17 protein-coding genes are annotated in these 22130 nt (G+C 49.8%); 9 read left to right on the top strand and 8 right to left on the bottom strand.

The window, feature by feature from the left end:
• Genes QN379_RS12995 through QN379_RS12985 form a run of 3 tightly spaced genes read right to left on the bottom strand, consistent with a single transcriptional unit; the run spans position 1 to position 2769 of the window.
• Complete coding sequence (locus QN379_RS12995; RefSeq protein ID WP_323506814.1) at positions 1 to 1038, bottom strand: 2Fe-2S iron-sulfur cluster-binding protein; 1038 nt, start codon at positions 1036 to 1038, stop codon at positions 1 to 3.
• A 21-nt stretch (positions 1039 to 1059) separates the two neighbouring features.
• Positions 1060 to 1521: a nuclear transport factor 2 family protein gene (locus tag QN379_RS12990; protein ID WP_323506813.1), complete on the bottom strand. Its 462-nt coding sequence runs from the start codon at positions 1519 to 1521 to the stop codon at positions 1060 to 1062.
• A gap of 48 nt (positions 1522 to 1569) precedes the next feature.
• Complete coding sequence (locus tag QN379_RS12985) at positions 1570 to 2769, bottom strand: aromatic ring-hydroxylating dioxygenase subunit alpha (RefSeq protein WP_323506812.1); 1200 nt, start codon at positions 2767 to 2769, stop codon at positions 1570 to 1572.
• A gap of 516 nt (positions 2770 to 3285) precedes the next feature.
• Between QN379_RS12985 and QN379_RS12980 the strand changes: the two genes are divergently transcribed.
• From QN379_RS12980 to QN379_RS12970, 3 genes are all read left to right on the top strand, one after another.
• Positions 3286 to 6195 (top strand): molybdopterin oxidoreductase family protein, encoded by a 2910-nt coding sequence (locus tag QN379_RS12980; RefSeq protein ID WP_323506811.1) that lies wholly within the window; start codon positions 3286 to 3288, stop codon positions 6193 to 6195.
• A 74-nt stretch (positions 6196 to 6269) separates the two neighbouring features.
• Positions 6270 to 7001 carry a 4Fe-4S dicluster domain-containing protein gene (locus QN379_RS12975; RefSeq protein WP_322237580.1) on the top strand — a complete coding sequence of 244 codons (732 nt, stop codon included), beginning with the start codon at positions 6270 to 6272 and terminating at the stop codon, positions 6999 to 7001.
• 164 nt (positions 7002 to 7165) lie between these two features.
• A complete protein-coding gene (locus QN379_RS12970) occupies positions 7166 to 8107 on the top strand; it encodes a dimethyl sulfoxide reductase anchor subunit family protein (RefSeq protein ID WP_322237583.1) in 942 nt (313 codons plus the stop codon).
• Positions 8108 to 8112: 5 nt separating this feature from the next.
• On the opposite strand, the gene QN379_RS12965 is transcribed toward QN379_RS12970, so the two are convergent.
• The 4 genes from QN379_RS12965 to QN379_RS12950 form a co-directional block, all read right to left on the bottom strand.
• Complete coding sequence (locus tag QN379_RS12965) at positions 8113 to 8865, bottom strand: sulfite exporter TauE/SafE family protein (protein ID WP_322237585.1); 753 nt, start codon at positions 8863 to 8865, stop codon at positions 8113 to 8115.
• A 15-nt stretch (positions 8866 to 8880) separates the two neighbouring features.
• Positions 8881 to 9297, bottom strand: coding sequence for a cyclic nucleotide-binding domain-containing protein (locus QN379_RS12960; protein WP_323506810.1), 417 nt, complete (start codon positions 9295 to 9297; stop codon positions 8881 to 8883).
• Positions 9298 to 9562: 265 nt separating this feature from the next.
• Complete coding sequence (locus QN379_RS12955; RefSeq protein ID WP_323506809.1) at positions 9563 to 10969, bottom strand: sigma-54 dependent transcriptional regulator; 1407 nt, start codon at positions 10967 to 10969, stop codon at positions 9563 to 9565.
• Positions 10966 to 12030 carry a sensor histidine kinase gene (locus QN379_RS12950; protein WP_323506808.1) on the bottom strand — a complete coding sequence of 355 codons (1065 nt, stop codon included), beginning with the start codon at positions 12028 to 12030 and terminating at the stop codon, positions 10966 to 10968. Before QN379_RS12950 ends, QN379_RS12955 begins: the two co-directional genes overlap by 4 nt.
• 694 nt (positions 12031 to 12724) lie before the next feature.
• Between QN379_RS12950 and QN379_RS12945 the strand changes: the two genes are divergently transcribed.
• From QN379_RS12945 to QN379_RS12935, 3 genes are all read left to right on the top strand, one after another.
• Positions 12725 to 12955: a hypothetical protein gene (locus QN379_RS12945; RefSeq protein WP_323506807.1), complete on the top strand. Its 231-nt coding sequence runs from the start codon at positions 12725 to 12727 to the stop codon at positions 12953 to 12955.
• Positions 12956 to 13119: 164 nt separating this feature from the next.
• On the top strand, positions 13120 to 14271 hold the full coding sequence (locus QN379_RS12940) for an ABC transporter substrate-binding protein (protein WP_323506806.1): 1152 nt from the start codon (positions 13120 to 13122) through the stop codon (positions 14269 to 14271).
• 2317 nt (positions 14272 to 16588) lie between these two features.
• Positions 16589 to 16816 (top strand): DUF4148 domain-containing protein, encoded by a 228-nt coding sequence (locus QN379_RS12935; RefSeq protein ID WP_322237597.1) that lies wholly within the window; start codon positions 16589 to 16591, stop codon positions 16814 to 16816.
• A 285-nt stretch (positions 16817 to 17101) separates the two neighbouring features.
• On the opposite strand, the gene QN379_RS12930 is transcribed toward QN379_RS12935, so the two are convergent.
• Positions 17102 to 17680 (bottom strand): nuclear transport factor 2 family protein, encoded by a 579-nt coding sequence (locus QN379_RS12930; RefSeq protein WP_323506805.1) that lies wholly within the window; start codon positions 17678 to 17680, stop codon positions 17102 to 17104.
• 389 nt (positions 17681 to 18069) lie between these two features.
• On the opposite strand from QN379_RS12930, the gene QN379_RS12925 reads away from it, so the two are divergent.
• From QN379_RS12925 to QN379_RS12915, 3 genes are read left to right on the top strand one after another with little or no spacing between them, the layout of a single operon-like run.
• Complete coding sequence (locus QN379_RS12925; RefSeq protein WP_323506804.1) at positions 18070 to 19254, top strand: acyl-CoA dehydrogenase family protein; 1185 nt, start codon at positions 18070 to 18072, stop codon at positions 19252 to 19254.
• Positions 19255 to 19264: 10 nt separating this feature from the next.
• The gene (locus QN379_RS12920; protein WP_323506803.1) at positions 19265 to 20413 is read left to right on the top strand and encodes an acyl-CoA dehydrogenase; all 1149 of its coding nucleotides are present in this window, start codon (positions 19265 to 19267) and stop codon (positions 20411 to 20413) included.
• Between the two features lie 53 nt (positions 20414 to 20466).
• Positions 20467 to 22086 (top strand): AMP-binding protein, encoded by a 1620-nt coding sequence (locus QN379_RS12915; protein ID WP_323506802.1) that lies wholly within the window; start codon positions 20467 to 20469, stop codon positions 22084 to 22086.
• The last annotated feature ends 44 nt before the right edge of the window (positions 22087 to 22130 follow it).

Here is a 22130-nt window from a genome sequence, read left to right as displayed (position 1 = left end):
CTAGCTAAATTTATCGTAGCGGATGTTGTTGGTCGCGACACGGGCCTGGAGCAGCATGCGGATCGATGCATCGACGGCGGGAGGCGGTCCAGCCAGATAGGCGCGTACATCTGCGTACCGACCTTGCATGCTGCGACCGGCGACTTCATGCACAAAGCCTTTTTCAAAACGAAGTTGCGGATAGTCGGCAACGACTGAGGCCGGAGCTTCCTCCTCGGACATGGCAACGGTGATGTGTAAAGTCTGGGGGAACTGACTACACAGGTATGCAAACTCATCCAGATAAAATGCATCTTTGGCGCTACGCACACCAAAGAAAACATCGCCGGCATAGCGTGTAAAATAAAGACACTGTGCTGCTCGTGACAGGATCGACATCATCCCGGCAATCCCGCTGCCGCCCGCAATGCAAAGCAGATTTTGCCCGAGATCAGGGTGGAAGGTGGCTTTCCCCAGTGGTCCAAATACCTCAACTTCAATCCCTTCTCGGGACGCACTAAAAAGCCAATCACTCAGCGCACCACCAGGTTTTTTCTTAATCACAAAATCGAGTGTTGTGGCGTGACGCTGATAGTTAACCATCGACCAGGCGCGAAAGCCTTCTACTCCAGGTACTTGCACCAGATAAAACTGACCGGCGTCGAAGTCAACAGGCTCCCATAATTCAATTGAAATTGCCATGACGTCATGCGTCAACGCACTCACCGTCTGAATACGCCCCCCTAAAAAATCTGGCGTACAAGCACCGACTTCAATAGGATGTACAAAGGCCGGTACTTCGAGAACAGCATCAGTAACAGCGCTGCATTGGCACATCAAAAATTCGTCACTGGACTTGATATATTTACGACCGGGCGCTTCCGGCCAATGATCGACCAATTCGCCAGAGATCAATCGGGCCTTACACGTCCCGCACGTGCCACTTCCGCACTCGTAAGGTAAATCGATGGATTTACTCAAGCCACCGTAGAGAATATTTTCTCCCGGATCGGTCGCAAAATAGTGCGCATGATTCCTAGCATTCACCTGAATTTTCATATAGCCGCCGAAAGCGTGTAATTAAAATGGAATATGAAACCCGAAGCCAATCATGCGGGTTTCGAGGTGAATGTTGCGATCCAGTAACAAGGCGCCAGCCGCAGACAACTGAACCAGATCCGTCATTTTTCCCACCGCAAACAACTCCGTCGCGCCTCCATCAAGCGTGGTTCGAAAAACTTGTAGGGCGCTGGTTACCTTCGCCGTTTCTCCATTGGCCTGTTCTTCGATGGTATAGACAGTCGCATGCCTGCTTAGCAGTGAATGATCACTGTTATGTTTCGGCAGATTTGCGAATAACGTTGCCATCCCGGCACGGTCATGCTCTAACCACGTCATGTTCTTCCGAATCTCAGGACTGAAGGCGGTAATTGCATAGTGAAATGCGGTGTCGCATAGGGCAAGATAGCCGTCAAAATCCTTCGCATCCATGCGCAGGCACGTCTTATAAATTAGCTCCGTAATTTCTGTTCTGGAATCCACAGGGGTTCTCGCTCGCTAAAAGGTTGATCTGGATTGACCTTGCTGAAATTACACCGAGGTAGTTTCGTCAAAGGGGGCACTTGCCAGGCGACCCATGCGCTTGCTCCACTCTGCGTAAAAATGACGCATCCCACCTTCATCGTGAATGGTCATATTTTCTTCCCGCCCATGGATGACCCATTTGCTGTCGGTGCCTTCTCGCATGGCCAGCCCTTGTCCGTGAACGCCAAGAAGATCCTCATGTAGATTGCGGCCAAACGGCCCCCAAATCTGGTTGTGGTCGCGTACGCGCTCAGCCCGTTCTTCCGGTGTATCGCTCTTTAATCCCAGACCACGAAATTCGATAAGCAGTTTGTTAGGTCCAAGTGGAATAGCGGTGTCCATTCGTAGCACCGAAGTTCTCAGGTTGTATGTCATGCCAGGAAACATGTCGATCAGCACCCATCCGCCCGGAGCCAGACCCGGCCAGCCGACGCCGCGCTGTTTGCTGCCTTCGTATGCATCATATTTGATTGCCATTGATCCGACCGATGCGTGACCGTTAGGATATCCGGTGTATTTGCGATCGAAATAGCCGGGTTGAATCATGCCCGTTATCCGATTGAAGTAATGCATGTAGTCGTGATAAAACTCGCTGTTGGTATCATGCCAAAGCTTGTAGTTGGTATTGACAATCGCTTTGTGATAATGAAACACCTCTAGTGGCGCATCGAGATGCCCGTCGAGAAGCTCCATGGAATCACCGATATACTCTTTTAGCGAACAGCAATCATCATCCGTATTGACCCAAACAAAGCCACCGCATGCGACACCGGTTTTTACTTCACGTAGTCCGGCTTTCTCGCACCCAAAGCGTTCCTGATATCCTTGCTTGCCGCGAGAGATATCGACGCAATCGCCAGTAGTATTAAACGACCATGCGTGAAAAATACACGTGATACGTTTGGCGTTGCCAACCGGGTCATACAACAAGGTGTTTCCCCGGTGCGGGCAGATGTTATAAAAACTGCGTATTTGCATGTCTTCACCGCGCACTACGATCAGTGGCGCTCCGCCCGGATGGTTGAAGGTACGGTAGTCAAAGGCATTCGGTAACTCAGACTCATGACAAGCAATAATCCAGCATTTGTTAAAAATCTTTTGTTGCTCTTCGCGGAACAGCTGGTCGCTGGTATAGATGGCAGTGTCCACATAATGCGTTGGGGGAAACTGCGGGGTTTCGGTCCATTCGAATGCGTTACGTGCCATGGCAGCTATCTTTCAAAGTTGGAGTATCGATGATCGTAGGGTTGCGTTCAACATCACTGCACCAACCTCAGCATAGTTCGTGCCTGCTCGTTTTATCTTCCGGTCAAGCGTTACTTTCCTGCGAATTTTTGATACTTCTCCTCTACGACGGTCTGCTTCGATCGGGTTTTATTTTTATCAAGATGTTTCGATCTGAAACCTCCCTGCGTGTCATTTTGAAACCTGCATGCTGTTTCGTTCTGAAACCTCACAACGTGTCATTCCGAAACCCGTAAGCAATTTGAATCATTCCACCTTCGAGGAGATAGCCCGATGCGGGATCACCAATGTCGTTACGTCATGGAAATGTCATTCGCGAAGCACTTAGCCTACAAAAGTGCACCGTCTTGTATTGGCTTAAAGATTCGATTGGATTGACGTGGCATTACATTTGCATAGGGACTTCGTGGCTACGTAGCGTTTCTTTATGCGATGGCAGCAGTTGATTAGTTTTTGACACTCAAATCGGAGCCATCAATGTCGGAGTCATCCCCTGTATCAAATATCTTGTCGGAAAATATCGCCGGCCTCGAAATCAAAACCACGACATGTTATATGTGCGCTTGTCGCTGCGGTATTCGGGTCCATTTGCGTGATGGAAATATTCGATATATTGATGGCAACCCGGAGCATCCTCTGAATAAAGGGGTGATTTGTGCCAAGGGTGCATCTGGCATCATGAAGCAGCAATCTCCGGCAAGACTGACGGTTCCACTGTTACGCCGCGCCGGATCGGATCGCGGCAAAAGTGAATTTGACGAGATTAGCTGGGAACAAGCCTATACATTATTAGAGACCCGTTTGGCAGGGATACGCGCGACCGATCCGAAAAAGTTCGCGTTGTTCACTGGACGCGATCAAATGCAGGCACTCACAGGGCTATTTGCCAAGCAATTCGGCACGCCAAATTATGCTGCGCACGGCGGATTTTGCTCCGTCAATATGGCCGCAGGAATGATCTATACGATAGGCGGATCTTTTTGGGAGTTTGGTGGCCCGGATCTAGATCACGCCAAACTCTTCGTGATGATCGGTACCGCCGAGGACCATCATTCGAATCCCTTAAAAATAGCGATTTCAAAATTCAAACGTAACGGCGCCAGATTTATTTCCATCAATCCGGTGCGTACCGGCTATTCCGCTGTCGCCGATGAATGGATACCCATTAAGCCGGGAACCGATGGTGCGCTGCTGTTGGCACTGATTAATGAAATCATTGAGAAAGGTTTGTATGACCGTGAATTTCTGGCGCGTTACAGTAACGCCGGTCAACTGGTCAATCAGCAGGACGGGGATGACGATTTTGGCATGTTTGCGATGGACCCGGAGTCGGACCCGATCAATCCCGATTATCCGCACAATAAATTCTGGTGGGACCGGCTATCCGATAAAATCGTCCCCACCCACACGCCCGGCGCGGATCCCTGTTTGCGTGGCGAATTCGCATTAGCAGATGGCACCGCCGTCAAGCCCGCATTTCAGTTGTTGATTGATCGGGTCAAACAGTACACGCCGGAGTGGGCCTCCGAAATCACCGGTATTCCGGCAGAGACTATTTATCGGCTAGCCCATGAAATGGGCGTTACGGCGCGCGATCACAAGATTCAGTTGCCGATTTCCTGGACTGATTCCTGGGGCAAAGAGCACAGCAGCGTCACCGGCAACCCTGTGGCATTTCACGCTATGCGGGGTCTCGCCGCGCACTCCAATGGCTTTCAAACGGTACGGGCGCTGGCGATTCTGATGAGTCTATTGGGAACAATAGATCGGCCTGGCGGATTTCGGCACAAAGCGCCGTTCCCGCGTGCCATCCCCCCGATTGCCAAGCCACCTAAAGGCCCTCAGGACGTTAAACCGAACTCGGTGCTGGAAGGGATGCCGCTGGGATTTCCTGCGGATCCAAACGACCTTGCTGTCGATGCTGACGGAAAACCGGTGCGTATTGACAAAGCATTTTCATGGGAGCATCCGCTCTCAGTGCATGGATTGATGCATAACGTCATTACCAATGCCTGGCGCGGCGACCCTTACAAGATCGACACATTGCTCATTTTCATGGCCAACATGGCGTGGAATTCCAGCATGAATACGGGTGAAGTACGGAAGATGTTGAATGACAGATCCGAAGATGGCGAATTCAAGATTCCGTTTCTCGTCGTCTGCGACGCATTTCAGTCCGAAATGACAGCGTTTGCTGACTTGATTCTGCCTGATACAACTTATCTTGAGCGGCACGACGTTATGTCGATTCTTGATCGGCCGATTTCAGAGTTTGACGGGCCGGTTGATGCCGTCCGGATTCCTGTGGTAGCGCCGCTGGGCGAATGTAGACCTTTTCAGGAAGTCATCATAGAGCTGGGAGGCCGCCTCAAACTGCCCGCGTTTGTTCATCAGGACGGGTCTCGCAAGTTCAAAAACTATCCTGATTTTGTGGTGAATTATGAGACAGCGCCAGGATCAGGGATTGGATTCCTGGCCGGTTGGCGTGGCAAAGATGGTGAAAAATCGATTTGCGGAGAACCTAACCCAAAGCAGTGGGAAATGTATGCCAAAAATAACTGTTTTTTCCACCATGAGTTACCAGCGTCCTATCAATACATGCGCAACTGGAATAAGGGGTACATGGATTGGTCAAAGAGCGTACGCATGCGCCGTGATGCGGATCCGATCCTGATTCATATTTACTCCGAAGTGTTACAAAAGTTTCGACTGGCAGCGCAAGGGAAACGTCCGGGAAAACAACCGCCGGACCATTTGCGCAAGCGCATCGAAACGCATTTCGATCCTCTACCTTTTTATTTTGAACCGCTCGAAGGGCAGGCCTCCGACGCTACCAAATTTCCCCTCAATGCGGTGACCCAACGACCGATGGCGATGTATCACTCATGGGATTCGCAGAATGCGTGGCTGCGGCAGATTCACACGCACAACTACCTATACGTTAATCCGTTGGTAGCGCAAGCAGAAGGTATCGCGGATGGCGACTGGATGTGGGTCGAATCGACTTGGGGCAAAGTGCGCTGCATGTGCCGTTTCAGCGAGGCTGTGGAACCGGGTACGGTATGGACCTGGAACGCGATTGGAAAGGCTGCCGGTTCATGGCATCTTGGTCCGAATGCGAATGAGTCACGCAAAGGTTTTTTGCTCAACCATCTGCTGTCAGAGGAGCTCCCACCGGATCAGGGCGGACATGTGTTTTCCAATTCTGACCCGGTCACCGGACAAGCGGGCTGGTATGACGTCAAGGTACGTATTTACAAGGCAGGACCGGAAGAGCCAAAGGAAACATCACCACAATTTCCGATCGTAGCGCCACTGCCAGGAACCAAAACGTTGCGTCGTGTCTGGCAGGCGTATGTGGCTGGACGGGACGTGCCGCCGAAATAGTACCAAGCGCATATCGACACGGTCGATCGACCATAGAGACGACGACCCATTCAACCATGAGATGGAGAACAATCGTGACCCAGTTGGCCCTTGTAATTGACCTGAACGTCTGCGTTGGCTGCCAAGCCTGCGTGACAAGCTGCAAGTCCTGGAACACCTCCGGCAGTGCCGGGTACCTAGCCGACGAACGGCCCTACGATGAGAACCCCACGGGCACGTTTTTTAACCGTGTGCAGACCTTTGAAGTAGGCGAGTTTCCGAATACCGAGACCGTCCATTTTCCCAAGTCGTGCCTGCATTGCGAAGAGCCGCCATGCGTTCCGGTATGCCCAACCGGGGCAAGCTATAAACGTAAGTCCGATGGAATCGTGCTGGTTGATTATGACAAGTGTATCGGCTGCGGCTATTGCGCGTGGGCCTGTCCGTACGGCGTGCGTGAACTCGACGAAAAACGGCAGGAGATGACCAAATGCACACTGTGCGCAGATAGGATCGATAATCCGGCGCTCCCAGAAGCAGACCGCCAACCTGCATGCGTGATGGCATGTCCCACCAGCGCCCGCTTATTTGGTGACATTCATGACCCTGATTCCACAGTGTCAATCGCGATACGCGAGCGCGGTGGCTATGCACTCATGCCGGAATGGGGAACCAAGCCATCAAATCATTACTTGCCGCGACGTCGGACCGAGTCAAACCTGCGCGAGGATCAAATTATGCGGGTCGATAATCCCATCAGAATTGACGAGAGATTACCGAAGTCATCGACCACCTTGCCCTCGCTAGACGATACAGTGAGCTGGTAATGAGGTGATTGATCGGTGAATGACAGCAAGTTCCAAATTTTTTGTTTTGCTGGCACAACCACAAAGTAGTTAACAATCTTCTTTCACCTGGAAGGCATCGATTGCTGCGCGCTTGATGTCTTTCGCTCCCGGCCGAAAGGCCGGGGTTTTCAGGAGTATTTCTGATGAATCCCGCTGCTTCCGTCATCTTTCTCACGACTCTAATTGGTGCTGGACAGGGTCTGTTTCTGGCGCTTTACGTAGTCGAGCTTGCCAGCAGACTACAACTTCTTCGAATTGAAAACAGCGTTGTGCTATTTGTCTGTGGCAGTCTGATCGCGCTGTTATTGAGCGCTCTGGGTCTGATTGCGTCGTTCTTCCACCTTGGTCATCCTGAACGTGCGTGGCGCGCCGCCGCAATGTGGCGCACCTCCTGGTTGTCACGTGAAGTCATCGTGTTACCGATTTTCATGGTGTTGTTGGTCGTCTATGGCTACGCGCACTATGCGCAGTGGGAAATGTCGCTGGCGGTAGGCGCGGTTACCGCGGTTATCTGCGTTGCGCTGTATATTTGTACCGGCATGATTTACGCATGTATCCGCTTCCTGCAAGAATGGGCCAGTCCATTGACGTTGCTGAATTATTTTATTCTTGGATGCGCATCAGGATGCTCGCTGGCAACCGCACTGGCCGCGTTCGTTGAGCCTGACCTGACCAGAACCTTTGCTGTCGCTGCAATCTTACTGACAGCAAGCGGGCTAGGGGTCCGTTCCGCCTCACTGGTTCGAAATAAAAGACTGAAACTGAAGTCATCGTTACAAACCGCGTTGGGAATACACCATCCGCGCATCGTGCAGAAATCGCAGGGGTTTATGGGTGGATCATTCAATACCCGTGAATTCTTTCATGGCAAGACCCCGCGCATTTTGCGTTCAGTCAAATGGTTTTTTCTGGTGTTTGCGTTTATTCTTCCGCTGTTCTTACTTCTTTTCGGCCAAAGCACTGCTTCAGCGGCCTTATTCTGCACTATTTTCGTCATTCAATACGCTGGGTTACTGGCTGAACGGTGGTTCTTTTTTGCGCAGGCAAACCATCCACAGAATCTTTATTACCAGACTATCTCTTAAGCAGATTAGACGATATCAAGCGAACGCAGGATCAGGCCAGCGCTGACCAGGATACAAAAAATGGCCACAGCGCTGCGTAACGTGCGTGGGTTTAGTGAATGCACGATGTGTACACCCAGTTGAACGCCGATCAATTCTACGATTGTCAGTACCGCAGCAAGCTGGAAATCGATCGTGCCATACCGGAGGTTTCCCAGCGTTCCAGAGATTGCCGCCAGAATCTGGATCACTTGGCTCGCTCCAATCGCGCTTAACGGCGAAAATCCAAACAGCAGCAATATTGGTACTGATAATGCGGGACCACCGACCCCGGTCAGGCCGGATCCGAATCCGCACACTGCGCCAATCCAAAATAAGACAATCTGTTGCCGTCCAGGATTTCCAGAAAATACCGGTGGACGTTGTCCGACGCGGGTCAACCCCGTGTTGAGTCCAGCTACCGCGACCACGCTCGCCAGCAGAAAGATGAGGGTATGCGGGTCTATGCGTGAATTGGCCCATGCGCCAAAAAATCCTGAGATTGCCGCACCTGCGCAGACTGGCCTAGCGATGTTCCAGTCGATACTGCCGCGCCGATGAAACAGAAACGTTCCCAGAAAACCGGTAAAAATAAAGGTCAGGAGTGCGGTCGCCATCGCCGTCTGAACCGGCAGATAGGCCAGTAATGCAATTGCCGGAACCAGCAGTAATCCACCGATCCCGACTGCGCCTATCATTACCCCAACGACGAGCGCAACCAGAATCAGCCATAAACTCATTGGATGAAGGGCTGGTTAGCCACAGGCAAACGCCACCAGCGTGCCAGTGATCAGGGCAGTGACCTGAGTAAGTACACGATAACCAATTGTGTGATCTTGTTCCATGATCGACGAAAGGCCCTTGCCATCAATGGCAAGAATCTTACAAGTGGTCATGCAGGAGGCCGTGGCCAATCGGATGTTGGAGGTTGGTGTCAGCGAGGACCAGCCAAAAACCTGACCCCGATGCAGAATGTCGCCCGCAGATGTCTCGCGACTGCCGAGGCTGATAGCAAAACGTACCATCCCGTCCATAAGAACGTATAGCGTATTGGCATTCTCGCCGATTTTATAGATAGAGTGCCCGGAAGGCCATTCTTCTACGCGACTGACCGAGGCGACTAACGCAAGTTGGGATTCGGACAGGCCTGAGAAAAACTTCGTTTGAGTCAAGATTCCCGGCAGGGAAGCCTGTTGGATAATAGCATCGGGCATATGGGTACTCCCGTAAATAATTCTCAGCATTGAACGGCGAACGGCGCGCATTCATGCCAGCTGCGTAAAACTAAACGAACCCAGCGATTGTGGGAATGAGGTGCACCCCTCAAACTAAAGCAAAAAGCATACCTATGACTGTCGACTAAAATAACACACAATCGATAGACCTGACATCCGCTTTTTCCAATCGGCGCGGCTGCAAAATTAGTACCCGTGTCCGTTATTTACTCTCTTTTAAAAGACCCCATTCTCGTCTTCGTATCCATAAAGCTTTCCTGCCGATGCCGAGAATAGCGGCAAGTTCGGCTTCTGTATGCGTGTCCTGATGCAATAGAATCGTTTCTTTGGTGTATTCTTCGATAGACAACGGCACTCCAGAATGATGTGGTGGTGCGTTGACTTTCTCTTCTGACGACGGAATGGAAAGCATATCGACCAGATCGACTGAGGTCAAAACATCTGAGTCAGCAAGAATGACAACCCGCTCAATGAGGTTTTCAAGCTCTCGAACATTCCCAGGCCATTCGTAGTTATTAAGAAAATGAATAAATTCCTGGCTCATTTGACACTTTCTGCCACCCAATTTTTGACAGTGATATTCTAGAAAATGTTGGGCCAGAATTTCGATGTCGTCGGCCCGGTCGCGTAATGGTGGAACTTGAATGGCGATCACGTTAAGCCGGTAAAACAAATCAGCGCGAAAATTGCCTTTTTCCGCCTCTATTTTTAGATTGCGGTTACTAGCGGCGACGAAACGGGTATCCGTTACATAGGTTTGGGTCGAGCCGACCGGGCGCACTTGCCGCTCCTGAATTACACGGAGAAGTTTGACCTGCACGTTTAACGGCATTTCTGAAATCTCGTCGAGAAACAAAGTCCCGCCGCTAGCTTGCCGGATTAATCCCTCGTTGGCCGTAACCGCACCAGTAAATGCCCCTTTCGTATGACCGAAAAGTTCCGACTCCAGTAATTCAGATGGAATCGCGCCGCAGTTGACTGGTACAAATGGGCGCTCGGCGCGTGGACCACCGTAATGCAACGCCTGCGCCACAAGTTCTTTTCCAGTGCCGCTTTCGCCTTGAATCAGGACGTTGGCCTCGGTCGGTGCGATACGCTGAATCATCGCTTGGAGCTTGCGAACATTTTCGCTTTCGCCAATGATTTGGTTCTTGGTATAAACCTTGCGCAACTGCCGCTTCAACACCACGTTTTCGCGCCGGTCCCGCCGCTCGTTCATCGCGCGATCTACAGCGAATCCGAAGTCGTCATTATGAAACGGCTTGATAATGTAATCGACGGCACCTTTCCGTAACGCTTCGATAGCGCTTTCAACGGATGAAAAGCTCGTCATCAGAATGACGGGCAAATCCAGTTCCATATTTTTTACCGCCCCGATAATTTCGAGACCGGTCATGTCCGGTAACTTCAGATCGGTTATCACCAGGTCGAATCCTCGGCTTTGCAGCATAGACATTCCATCCGCACCGTTGTACGTCACTGCACAGTCATAGCCTTTTGCTTCCAATATCCATTTCACACACTCTACGATGCCGCGGTCATCATCGACGATCAGCACACGTTCGGCGTGGGGCTTGGTCTCGCATGGCACTACTTTAGAAGTTTTCATAACTCTGGCCCCAAAAGCGGCAGTTCGACCTGGAAGCAGGCCCCGCCATGGGCATTATTTGCAGCGGTAATAAGGCCGCGATGTTCAAGCAGAATCTCGCTGCTGATCGCCAGCCCTAGTCCGGTTCCCCTATTTAACGTCTTGGTGGTAAAGAACGGTTCGAAGATCCTCGGCAATATATTATCTGGAATGCCAGGGCCAGTGTCACTCACCAGTACAACGACTGAATTATTACTTTGAATTTTGGTTCTTACGCTGAGTATTCCGACCCCATTCATTGCGCCTATGGCGTTTTCGAATAGGTTCACGAATACCTCCTGCAATTGGCTTAGATTGCCAAAAACCAAGGCGGTGCGATCACGCACAAATTCAACTTTAATCTGCGCCGACCAGCCATTTTCAAACATCACCGAGAATGCCTGTCCAATCGCTTCATCCACTTGAAATCCGGTTCTGGTGGCATCGCCGACCCTGCCGAAATTAAGTAGACGATCAGAAATGCCGAGAAGTCTCTGAACATTGTCGGCTATGTTTGCCAGTCCTTTTCCAAGAAGGGCAGACTTCTTCTCTTGATCCGATCCCAGTATCTGCACCATCGAACGGATTGCAGCCAAGGGATTACTCAATTCATGGCACACGCCTGCAACCATGAAGCCTATCGCTGCCAGGCGCGCCGTTTGTATGTCGGCAACCTCTAACGTGCGTAACTTTGTTTCGTCAACAATCATTAGGTAAGAGCCGGTCGAAGCCCGCCGCATGATGAGACGTTCATGTACCAAATGATCGTTTTTTGCGGTTCTGATCAATTTTACTTCCTGCGGAATTTGCCAGCACACAGGACCCTGTAACGACGTAGCGTATGCAGGAAATAAGGTCGGAAAATAACCCAGATCATTCAGCCCCGAAGCCACGTCAAGCCCCATAATCTGTTTAGTTAATCCTGCCACTTCACCATCGCTACGAATGATAATGACTGGCCAAGGTAAACTCTCTGCGAAACTGAAAAAATTGGATTCATCAGTTGAAAATAATGCAAGAACGTCAGGTGAATAATCTTTCATCTGGTTGCAATGATGAAACGATGACGGTTGCTGGGATGAGGGGGGAAAGGGAAATGTATAACCTGGACCATTACATATGCAGATAGGCGAAGCGCCATTGTTACCATCTTGCAATGCCACCATCGCTGTCGATTTAAAGATGTCAATTTGTCCCCCTTTTATAATTCTGTTGTATTACAACGAGGCGTACTGCCTTGCTGTCCGTCACTATGCTCGCTCTTGTGGCGAACTGGGAAGGAATGATGAAAGCCGCCGGGACCTCGTATTGCCGATTGCGCGACCAAGCCGAGCATCATAGAAATGATTCACGTCGGACTTTGTTAAATTGCTCGGCAGCACCGCGCAATTCGACTCACTCATCAATCTTGCCTAAAAGGCTATTTTATGTGTAGTACCAGCCTACCATATTGATATTTTTGCATCCAGTTAAAACGTATTCTAAAAAGATCGATGCTTTGCCATATATTTGTTAGACGACCCTTCCTGAATTTGAAATGTTTGAATTGCAAAGGGATACGCGAAGTTTGAGCGCTTAATGAACGGCGGGTTAAGCAAGAGATCATCATGTGTAGCGTTAGCACAATCCCCCGCGTCAACCGCAAAGCGCATATTGGCTATCACGCGTTCGGAGATCATCTAATCGCGGCGTGCGACAGTTTCGGTGTTTCGAAATGAAACGGGGGGCGGTATCGAAATGAAACAAATCGAAGAAAAAATTCGCCCTATTCTTCCTATTCTCTCTATCTATCGCGGTAGAAAAATGGTGCGCCCCGTGTCCACAATACTTTCGGCAATCAGCGCTGCGGCCAATGTATTGGACGGCAATTTGTGTGGTCTGGCACGAAATATGCTGATGGGAGATACTTTTTATCGACTTATAAAGCAACGATTCGGACATTTACCAATCCAGATCAGGGCGAAATAGCGTTGATTAAACTATCTGTTTTGAACAGGGGAAAAAGCTGTACTTAAGGTATCGCCAGTGAAAGTCGCGTTGACGTGCGCGGAGCTAATATAAAAAAGACGAAAAACCCACATTAATCTGATTAATCCTGTTGTTCCAAGATCGTATCCTAGAAAGAGACTGTCATGACTTACACAAAAAAATGGTGGGCACGAGCAGCTCAAAAAACGCTATTGGCGTCACTCTTGTTATTGCAGGGCGAACACTTCGCGCGCGCCGGTGATCAGGGGTACGGCAAGGTAGGTCAGCCAGTGCATCTGGTTGTGGGCTATCAACCGTATGACACTGTTTCTTACTCCGCCGCTGTCATCCGAGGCTTAGCGCTGTGGAAAAAATTCCTGCCAGCCGGAAGTGAGGTCGAATTTCAGGCAGGACTTCAAGGCTCAATTATCGTCAACCAAATGTTGGCTGGTAAACAGCAGATTGGCTATTTGGGCGATGTGCCAGCGGTGTTGGTGACTACCAAAACTGAACAAGCGAAGGTCAAGCTCGTCGTCAATACCGGTTTTTCCGCTGGCCAGCGATGCAACGTCATTATGGTACGTGCCGACGCACCGGATTTCAAGACATCGCAAGACGCGATCAAATGGTTAGATGGCAAGACGATTGCCACCCCAAAGGGTAGTTGCGCCGACCGTTTTTTGGGTAATGTGATCGACAGGACCCACATCAAGCCTGACGCAATAATGAATCAATCGCTTGAGGTATTGAGTACCAATCTGCGCGCCAAGAAGCTTGATGCGGTTGCACTGTGGGAGCCAACTGCCTCAAGAATTGGTAATCTGGTGGGGGAGGGCATCGCAAAATACGCTATCACCGGCTATCCGTTTGATATTCCTGATTCAGGATATATCGCCATGCGAGACGATTTCATGACGCAGCGACCTGATGTCGTGAAGGCCTGGGTCAAAATGGAAATGGAGGCGCAACGCTTCATTCTGGACCCGAAAAACCAGTTAAAGGTAGCTGAAATAGTCAAAGGGCAAACGACGGGTATTACGTTACGGATGGCGTGGTTTTCAATTTATGGCGCGATTCCTGTTACAGCCGGAGGTAGCCCTATCAGAGATGAAAAACCATTTGTGTTCGACGAGCGCGTACACAAACAGTTGAATAGCATCTATACATTCCTTCACCAAAGCAAAGTGATTAATGTGGGCGAGGCACCAGTAGGGTCGCTAGATGACTCTGTCGCGCGAGCAGTGGCGAATGAAGCCGGTACCTCACTACCATTGGGGAGTATCAAAGCCCAAGATATTGCCAATGCACCTAAGTGAACGCATCATTTTTTAGTGAGCTCATTAGTGCAATCATTGAATTTGCTTTCATGTGAAGGTAATGCCAGTGGCGTTGAGAATAACGGGTATGAACGCCAATGCTCAAGCCGGGCCGATGCTTGGAACACTGGCTTGGAGTAGTCGTTTGCAAAGGATGCCGATAAGCGCTGATTTTTGGCGTCGCTTATTGGGAAACCTGTTCATGTAAAAGCGGCTAACGACAATGCACGGTTGTGATTCTGGCGTTGATTCTACTTCAGAAGCCGACGAATTGCAGGCTTCTACTTGTGAATGATAGTACAAATTAAAGTTTGTTATATGCAACATGAATATGAGATATCACCACAATAAAGCAGACGATTTTTGTTGCACTGCGATATAGTGCATCTGTCTCCTCCAACACCTCATAGGTTTGGATTTAACCCACTAAATTATTTTGGTGGGTTTTTTTTTGCCTAAATGTTTTTAATGCAGCACGTTTTAAACATTTTTGATGAATTTGACCTTGGCTTTACGCTCAATCCACTAATTCATAAGAATTCCGTAACAACATGATGGTCGTTATCGCCAGAACCTGATAGAATTCGGCCCTGTCTTGAGTGGGTATGTATTAACATTTTTGATTCTCTTTTAGAGGCAAGCTTGCATGAAATTGCAAACTGCCATTATCAGAAGATGAAAGGCTTGGTTTTCTGAAAATTTGACTCATCGCTGTAACGTTAGGTAGAATGCGGACTTCGTGTTTTTCTGAAACTGGTTAAGCAGCCGCATCAAATGCAGTTGTTTAAGAAGCGAGTCAAGCGCTAGGCATAAAAAGCGTTACTCACGCTCAAACGTTAAGCTGAAACGTAAAAAAGCAAAGCATCGAAAGGATCCAGAAAACGGGTCCTAACAATGCCCGAGTGGTGAAATTGGTAGACACAAGGGACTTAAACTAATTTGAGCCCTCTTGAAGAAATTCTTGAGGTGAAACTCGTCAAACTCGGCGAAGGCCCTGGACGGAAGTCCGAGCTAATACCGAGCCAAGCCCTCCGACGAAAGTTTGAGGGAAGGTGTAGAGAGCAGACGGCGAGCACCTAAAGTCGCAAGACCATGGTGAAGGCGTGCTCCAGACCACGAACAGCGCTTGCGCTGGCGGCTAAAGCCGAAGTGGTAAGAAAATCCCTCGACTTAATCGTCGTACCGGTTCAATTCCGGTCTCGGGCACCAAGACACTAGCAGTAGATCAGCATATAACGCCGCAAACCTAAGCCCAGCTTGGTTTTGCGGCGTTTTTGCTTTGTATCTGAATCTGTTGAATACTAGTAAAAATACCTAACTTACAGGGTCCAACTCCCCATATTTTCTCCATCGACTCTTACGTTTAGCGGAAGATCATAGTCGTACGAAATGAGCGTCCTACATTTCAGATCTGCTGAAACCTAATCATCCAGTGCCCGGGACCCGAAAAGTACTGTGGCAGTGATATTGGCGTGATCTCAGGCGGAATCGCGCTATTGGATGTGAACGATGACCGGGCCTTCTCCCACGATCGGCGGCTTCGCGTGGCTATTCGAAGCATTTTTCTGAATCCAGTCGCGCGCAACTTTCAAGCTCTCTTCGGCACCGGTCTTATCCTTGCAAACAGTCCTGCCGCTCCGCCATCACCATGGCGTAGAAGTGTGTAGCTCACGAGACCAGACACTTTCCTTAAACTGGCTTCGACGTCAGCTTTGTGTTCTTCTAAACCATCGAAAAGCTGTTTTGCGCCGGGTCCCGAAAAGGTTCTTATTACCGCATGCATATTAATCTCCTTTGTGAGTGTCCGTCCTGGTGCCAATCTAGATCGGCTGATAGTCACTATCAATTTGGTTCAGTTCATATCTTCATAGCGAGTTAACATTCGACATCACTGAAGCTGCGCCGTCTGTAGTGCAAGGCTTTCGTCGGACGTGGCACGAGGGTCTTGCCAGCGCATTTGTTTAACATAACTGATCGCGGACAGTATTCAAGCGGAGTGCTCGGGGGAAAATAGTATTAAATGATGTCAATCAGAAAATGGATTACTCGATTGTCTAGTGTGCTTGGAATCAACACGATTGCTATTTTTTATTATTTCTAATAATGGAATAGTTAATTATAAAATACGCTATTTATTGTTGATCGGAGAGGCTTTACACTTACTACTGTTGGTGGACGAATCACACAAGGGCATCGCATTTTGGTGTGCAGTGTATGGAAGCGATAATGACGCTCGTTCATTGATTTAGGACCCGAACGGTGTACTTATCTGCTTTCACCGAATTTTGTGATACCCATAACTTTATGGAGAAATAACATGAACGCCAAACCATTGATCGCTGGTTTGATTATTTTTGCTGCCGCTGCTGGGAGCGCTTTTGCTGAGGCACCATATCCAGCAAATGATCATTCTTCTTCAACTAAAACCCGTGCGCAAGTCATTGCTGAGTTGGCAACGGCACGTGCGCAAGGATTGATGGATCAAAGCTATACGACTTATCCGATTCTTGAGTTTGATAAGAAGACGACGAGCGCTGAACAGTAAGTTTGTCTCGAAATTGACATTACTTTAAAACTGTATTCATTTCGATTTAAGAATGTCGCTTGTAAATAAATGCGAAGAGGCCGCGCCTAGCGAGGCCTCTTTTTGTCATTGTGGAACAAAGAAGTCGCACGAGACGTGCGTGGTTATGAGAGTGTCGCCAGGAATCCGCTAATCTTGCTGCGTCGATAAGCGTGTTAACGACACCGATCAAAAATCAAAAAAAACGAATTAACACCATCGACCTAAGTGCAATACTAGATAGTGGCCGAAAAAATCTAGTAATAATTAAAGCGAATTGAACGGCGCATCTGCCAGCAGCGCATAGTAGGGATCGTCGGGCTTGCTTCCTCCGCGTGGCTGTCTGGTTTCACCAAAGCGTTGCGCTTCAGTCAGCTCGGGAACGACTGCCTGATTGATCCAATCATAAATAACGGTGCGTGCTGCAATCCGCCAATTGCCATCGCGCTTTTCAAATCGGTCTGCATAGCGACCGCATAAAAGCATTTCACGCTTTTGACCCTCGGCATTTCTGTCTTCTTGCAGCGCCTGAAAATAGCTTTCTACTGCCGCTACATCGTCGTGTAATTGGATAGAAATATTGCCCAGCATGTGCACCATTCGACCACCGCCCTTCAACTTCTCGAGCGCCCAATCAATAAACCCGTTTGCACTTCCCTGATAGGGGCCGTGACGATCTGTCGCATCATGCCAATAAGCCGAGCGCAAGGCCTCCTCGTCCACTCGATCAATTCCACGACAATAGCGAAAGAGACATTCCCGGATGGCTTCACGATCCAGTAATCCTTGTAATCCTTGTAATCCTTGTAATCCCTGTAATGCATGTAAATCAATTTGTGAAGTCATAAAAACACCTCCTGGGTGGAAATTGAATAGGGAGATCTGTTGGCATCTCAGCGCGGTGCGGATACGCACTTTTTAAAGTGCATCAGCAGTTCTAAGCGCTTTATGCAAGTGAGTCCAGGCCGGACCGCAAAAGTACCGTCGCACCTGCAATATACGACTGGGTACGCGGTGATCTTGCGGGGCCAGGTTAAATCACATCCGCGATAATCAAGCGCTCGATTGATTGCTAACCTGTCGACAGGTAATCTAAAAAAAGCGCGATTGTGACGAATTATCTTCTATTAAAAAATCTGTAGAGGGCAGTCGTACGCAGATGCGTTCAGCAGGATTCGCCCTGCATCGCGCATGCAGACGGATTCTTAAGCTGTTATTACCATCAGGGAGCATGCATGAATCGAGAAGAGTTGGATGAAGATCGCGCGTTCCGTGCAGAAGTGCGGGCGTTCTGTTTAAATAATGTGCCAGATACCATGCGAGCACGCGTCAGATCAGGTATGCGTCCAAGCATACCGGAATGGCGACAATGGCAACAAACTCTCTTCCGTCACGGTTGGGGCGCGCCGTCGTGGCCAAAGGAGTGGGGTGGGACTGGTTGGTCGCCGACACAACTCCATATATTTGAGCAGGAAGCCGCACGCGCCGATGCGCCTCCGCAATTTCATCAAGGTCTTGAGTTGATCGGGCCGATCATTTTTACGTTTGGGACGACAGAGCAGAAAGCACGCTATTTGCCGCGTATTTTGTCGGGTGAAGATTGGTGGTGTCAGGGGTATTCTGAACCTGGTGCGGGATCGGACCTTGCCGCGATACGGACTAAAGCGATACTGGAAGACTCCGAATACGTCGTTAACGGACAAAAACTCTGGACCAGTTATGCGCAGGCCGCGACCAGGATGTTTTGTCTGGTCCGGACGGATAGCACAGCCAAAAAGCAGGCAGGCATCTCTCTTCTTCTGATTGACATGAAAACGCCTGGTATCAAAGTCAGACCTATTCTGACGCTGGATGAAGAGCATCATGTCAATGAGGTGTTTTTCGATGATGTCAGAGTGCCGGTGGCGGATTTATTAGGCGAAGAGGGGAAAGGCTGGAGTTATGGAAAAGTCCTGCTCGACCGGGAGCGTGGTGCAACCGCGACCTTGAGTGCGCGTCTTGCAAGACAGTTGGAATACGTGCGCGAGCGCGCTGGTACAGCGATGCAAGGACAGACCCCGCTAATACAAAATGCCGACTTTAAAACAAAGTTGGCGCAGTTGGAGATTGAAGTCATTGCATTGGAATATTTAGGCTTGCGCACGCTGGCCGACGTTGTTGCCGGGATTGATTCTGGTCCACGTGGGTCGATGATGAAGGTTCGCTGGTCTGAACTTTTACAAAAAATCACCGAGCTATGGATTGAAACGCTCGGTTACGGTGCGGCGCGTTTTGAAGCGCTCGACCCGGTTGGCGCAGAAGATATTTACGCGTCGTCAGGGCCGATGATGGGCTATTTATACAGCCGCGTGACGACAATTTACGGCGGATCAAACGAGATCCAGCGCAATATCATCGCCCGTCGATCTCTTGGCTTGTAGGAGTAAATGCATGAACTTTACGTTATCGCACGAACAGCAATTATTGCAGGACAGCGCCGCCCGTTTTGTGCGGGAACATGGCCGTTTTGAAGACTGGCAGAAAGCCTGCGTCGACAAGCGCGCATATATCAAAGAAAATTGGCAGAAAATGGCTGAGCTCGGCTGGTTAGCGATCAGCGTGCCAGAAGACCTGGGAGGATTGGGTGGATCGGCCATTGACACCATGGTACTGATGGAACAATTTGGTAAAGGGCTGGCACGTGAGCCTTACGTCAGTACCTGCATCATCGGCAGCACGTTGTTGCAACATGCTTGTAGTGATATCAAAGAACAGCGACTGAACGCGATCATGATGGGAGAGTGTCGCATAGCGCTAGGTTTGGGCGAACCGCTGGGCCACTTTAACCTGGAATATGTTGAGATGACCGCCAAGGCTCAGTCCGGTGGCTATCAACTGTCAGGAGAGAAAAGTCATGTTCCCGACGGCAGTACAGCGGACTGGTATATTTTACCCGCCCGTACCTCGGGTGCGGTTGATGATCCCGATGGCATTACCTTGTTTTTAGTATCGGCCAATGCACTTGGTTTAGTCCGGAAGAATTTTCGTAGTCCAGATCAACGTCATGTCAGTAGTCTGGTATTACATAATGTTGCAGTGTCAGATACCGCCGTAATCGGTACCATTGGCGGTGGTCTTGCACTACTGGAAATGGCGGTCGATCATGCCATCGCAGCGAGTCTGGCTGAGGCACTTGGCATCATGGAAGCAGCTTGCAGCGTGACGCTCGACTATCTCAAAACACGTCAGCAATTTGGGGTCACGATTGGATCATTTCAGGTATTGCAACACCGTATGGTGGATATGGTGATTGCCTGTGAAGAAGCACGTTCAATGACCTATTACGCCACCGAGAATTTATCTAGTCCCTCACACGTACGCACGCGGGCGATCTCTGCTGCTAAAACGCGGGTTGGACAGAATGCACTCTTCGTTGGACAGCAAGCAATACAACTGCACGGTGGGATTGGCACCAGCGATGAACATATCGTCAGCCATTATTTGAAACGACTGGTGATGTTTGAGCTCAGTTTCGGTAATATCGATTTTCATCGACAGCGTTACGCCTCATTAGGCACTGCTTGCAGCGACCAAAAATAAACCAGGTAAAAGGTCACAAAGGCATATTAAAACAATAGAGAGGAGATTGACGAATGGATTGGAACTTAGGAGACATTCTGGATGCTGTCGCAGCCAATATAGATGGCGAGCGCGCGGCGCTGGTGCAAGGCGATCGTATTATTACGTGGCGCGAGTTTGATCAACGCAGTAATCGGGTCGCACGTGCAATGATAGCGGGCGGGCTGAATCCAGGTGACCGTGTAGCGTTTGTGTCGCGTAATCATCCCGGCTACCTGGAGGGATTGTCTGCTTGTCTTAAAGCCCGTCTGGCCCATGTCAATATCAACTACCGCTACCGCGCTGAAGAAATTGGTTATGTGTTCAAGGACGCGGGTGTGCGTGCAGTTTTTTTTCAAAAAGAATTTCAACCGCAAATGGTGGCCTTGCGGAGTCAATTTCCTGATATCCAGCAATGGATCTGCATTGATAGTGATGATCAACCCGACAGTTTATCATTTGAAGAAATGGCAACGCAAGGGAATGGGACGCCGTTATCCATCAAGCGCTCCGGCGACGATTTTTTGTTGCTCTATACCGGTGGAACCACCGGCATGCCGAAAGGTGTCATCTGGCCAGGCGCAAAATATCGAGAGTGTCAGTTAGAGTCGCCACTACTAAAAAGCCGCCCCAACAATCTTGATGAACATATCGCTATGTTGCGGGCCATCACTTCTCCGAGCCGCTTGATTCCTGTTTGTCCAATTATGCACGGCACAGGATTGAATGCGTCGCTGGCTGAATTGTTTTGGGGTGGAACGGTTGTGTTGTTGCCGTCGCCGTCTTTTAATCCTGTTGAGTTATGGCAGGTTGCGGCGCGCGAGAAGGTGAATAAGGTCTTGATTGTTGGTGACGTATTCGCAAGACCGATGTTGCGCGCGCTTGATGAGGCATCTGAACCATATGCCTTGGACGCTCTGCAAGTGATCAGTTCAGCAGGGCTGATCTGGAGTCATGACATCAAGCGGGGATTGTTGCGTCACTTGCCACAACTTGCGCTGGCAGATAATTTTGGCGCGTCTGAAGCTTCAGGTCTCGGATTTTCCATCACCACCGTCCAACAATCGATTACCACCGGCAGTTTCCACGCTGGTGCAAGAACCGTGTTGATTACCGATGATGACCGTATTCTTGGACCCGATCAGCCAGGTGAGGGCATGATCGCGCGTGGCGAACCATTGCCATTGGGGTATTTCGGCGATCCCGAAAAAACTGCTTCAGTATTTCGTTACATTGATGGCGCGCGATATGCGGCTCCCGGTGACTGGGCGCGCCGTGACGAGCAGGGCTTTATGCAACTGATTGGTCGCGGCAGCCTGGTGATTAATACCGGCGGTGAAAAAGTATTTGTCGAAGAAGTGGAAGAGGCTTTGAAATTATTGCCCGATATCGATGATGCACTTGTAGTCGGGTTGCCAGATGAAAAGTGGGGCAGCGTTATCGTGGCGCTTGTCAAATCGCGCAGCGGGGGCGAGTTAGATAAAACCCTGGCACATCAGCTTTCGTCGTCCCTTGCTGGCTACAAGTTACCCAAAGCCATTTTTAGCCTGGATATTTTGCCACGTAGCGACGCTGGCAAAGGCGATTATCAGACCGCACGAAAAATTGCTACGAGATGCATGGCAGAGCGCGAGACCTTACATCAGCAAGGCTGAGGCGGATCGTTATGACGTTGGCTTACGTTTGATACGTATGTCAC

Origin of the sequence: Glaciimonas sp. Gout2 (assembly GCF_035018905.1) — a bacterium.
Classification (GTDB): Bacteria; Pseudomonadota; Gammaproteobacteria; order Burkholderiales; family Burkholderiaceae_D; genus Glaciimonas.
Note: the sequence above shows the minus strand (reverse complement) of the source record. Positions and strands in the feature narration are given on the sequence as shown.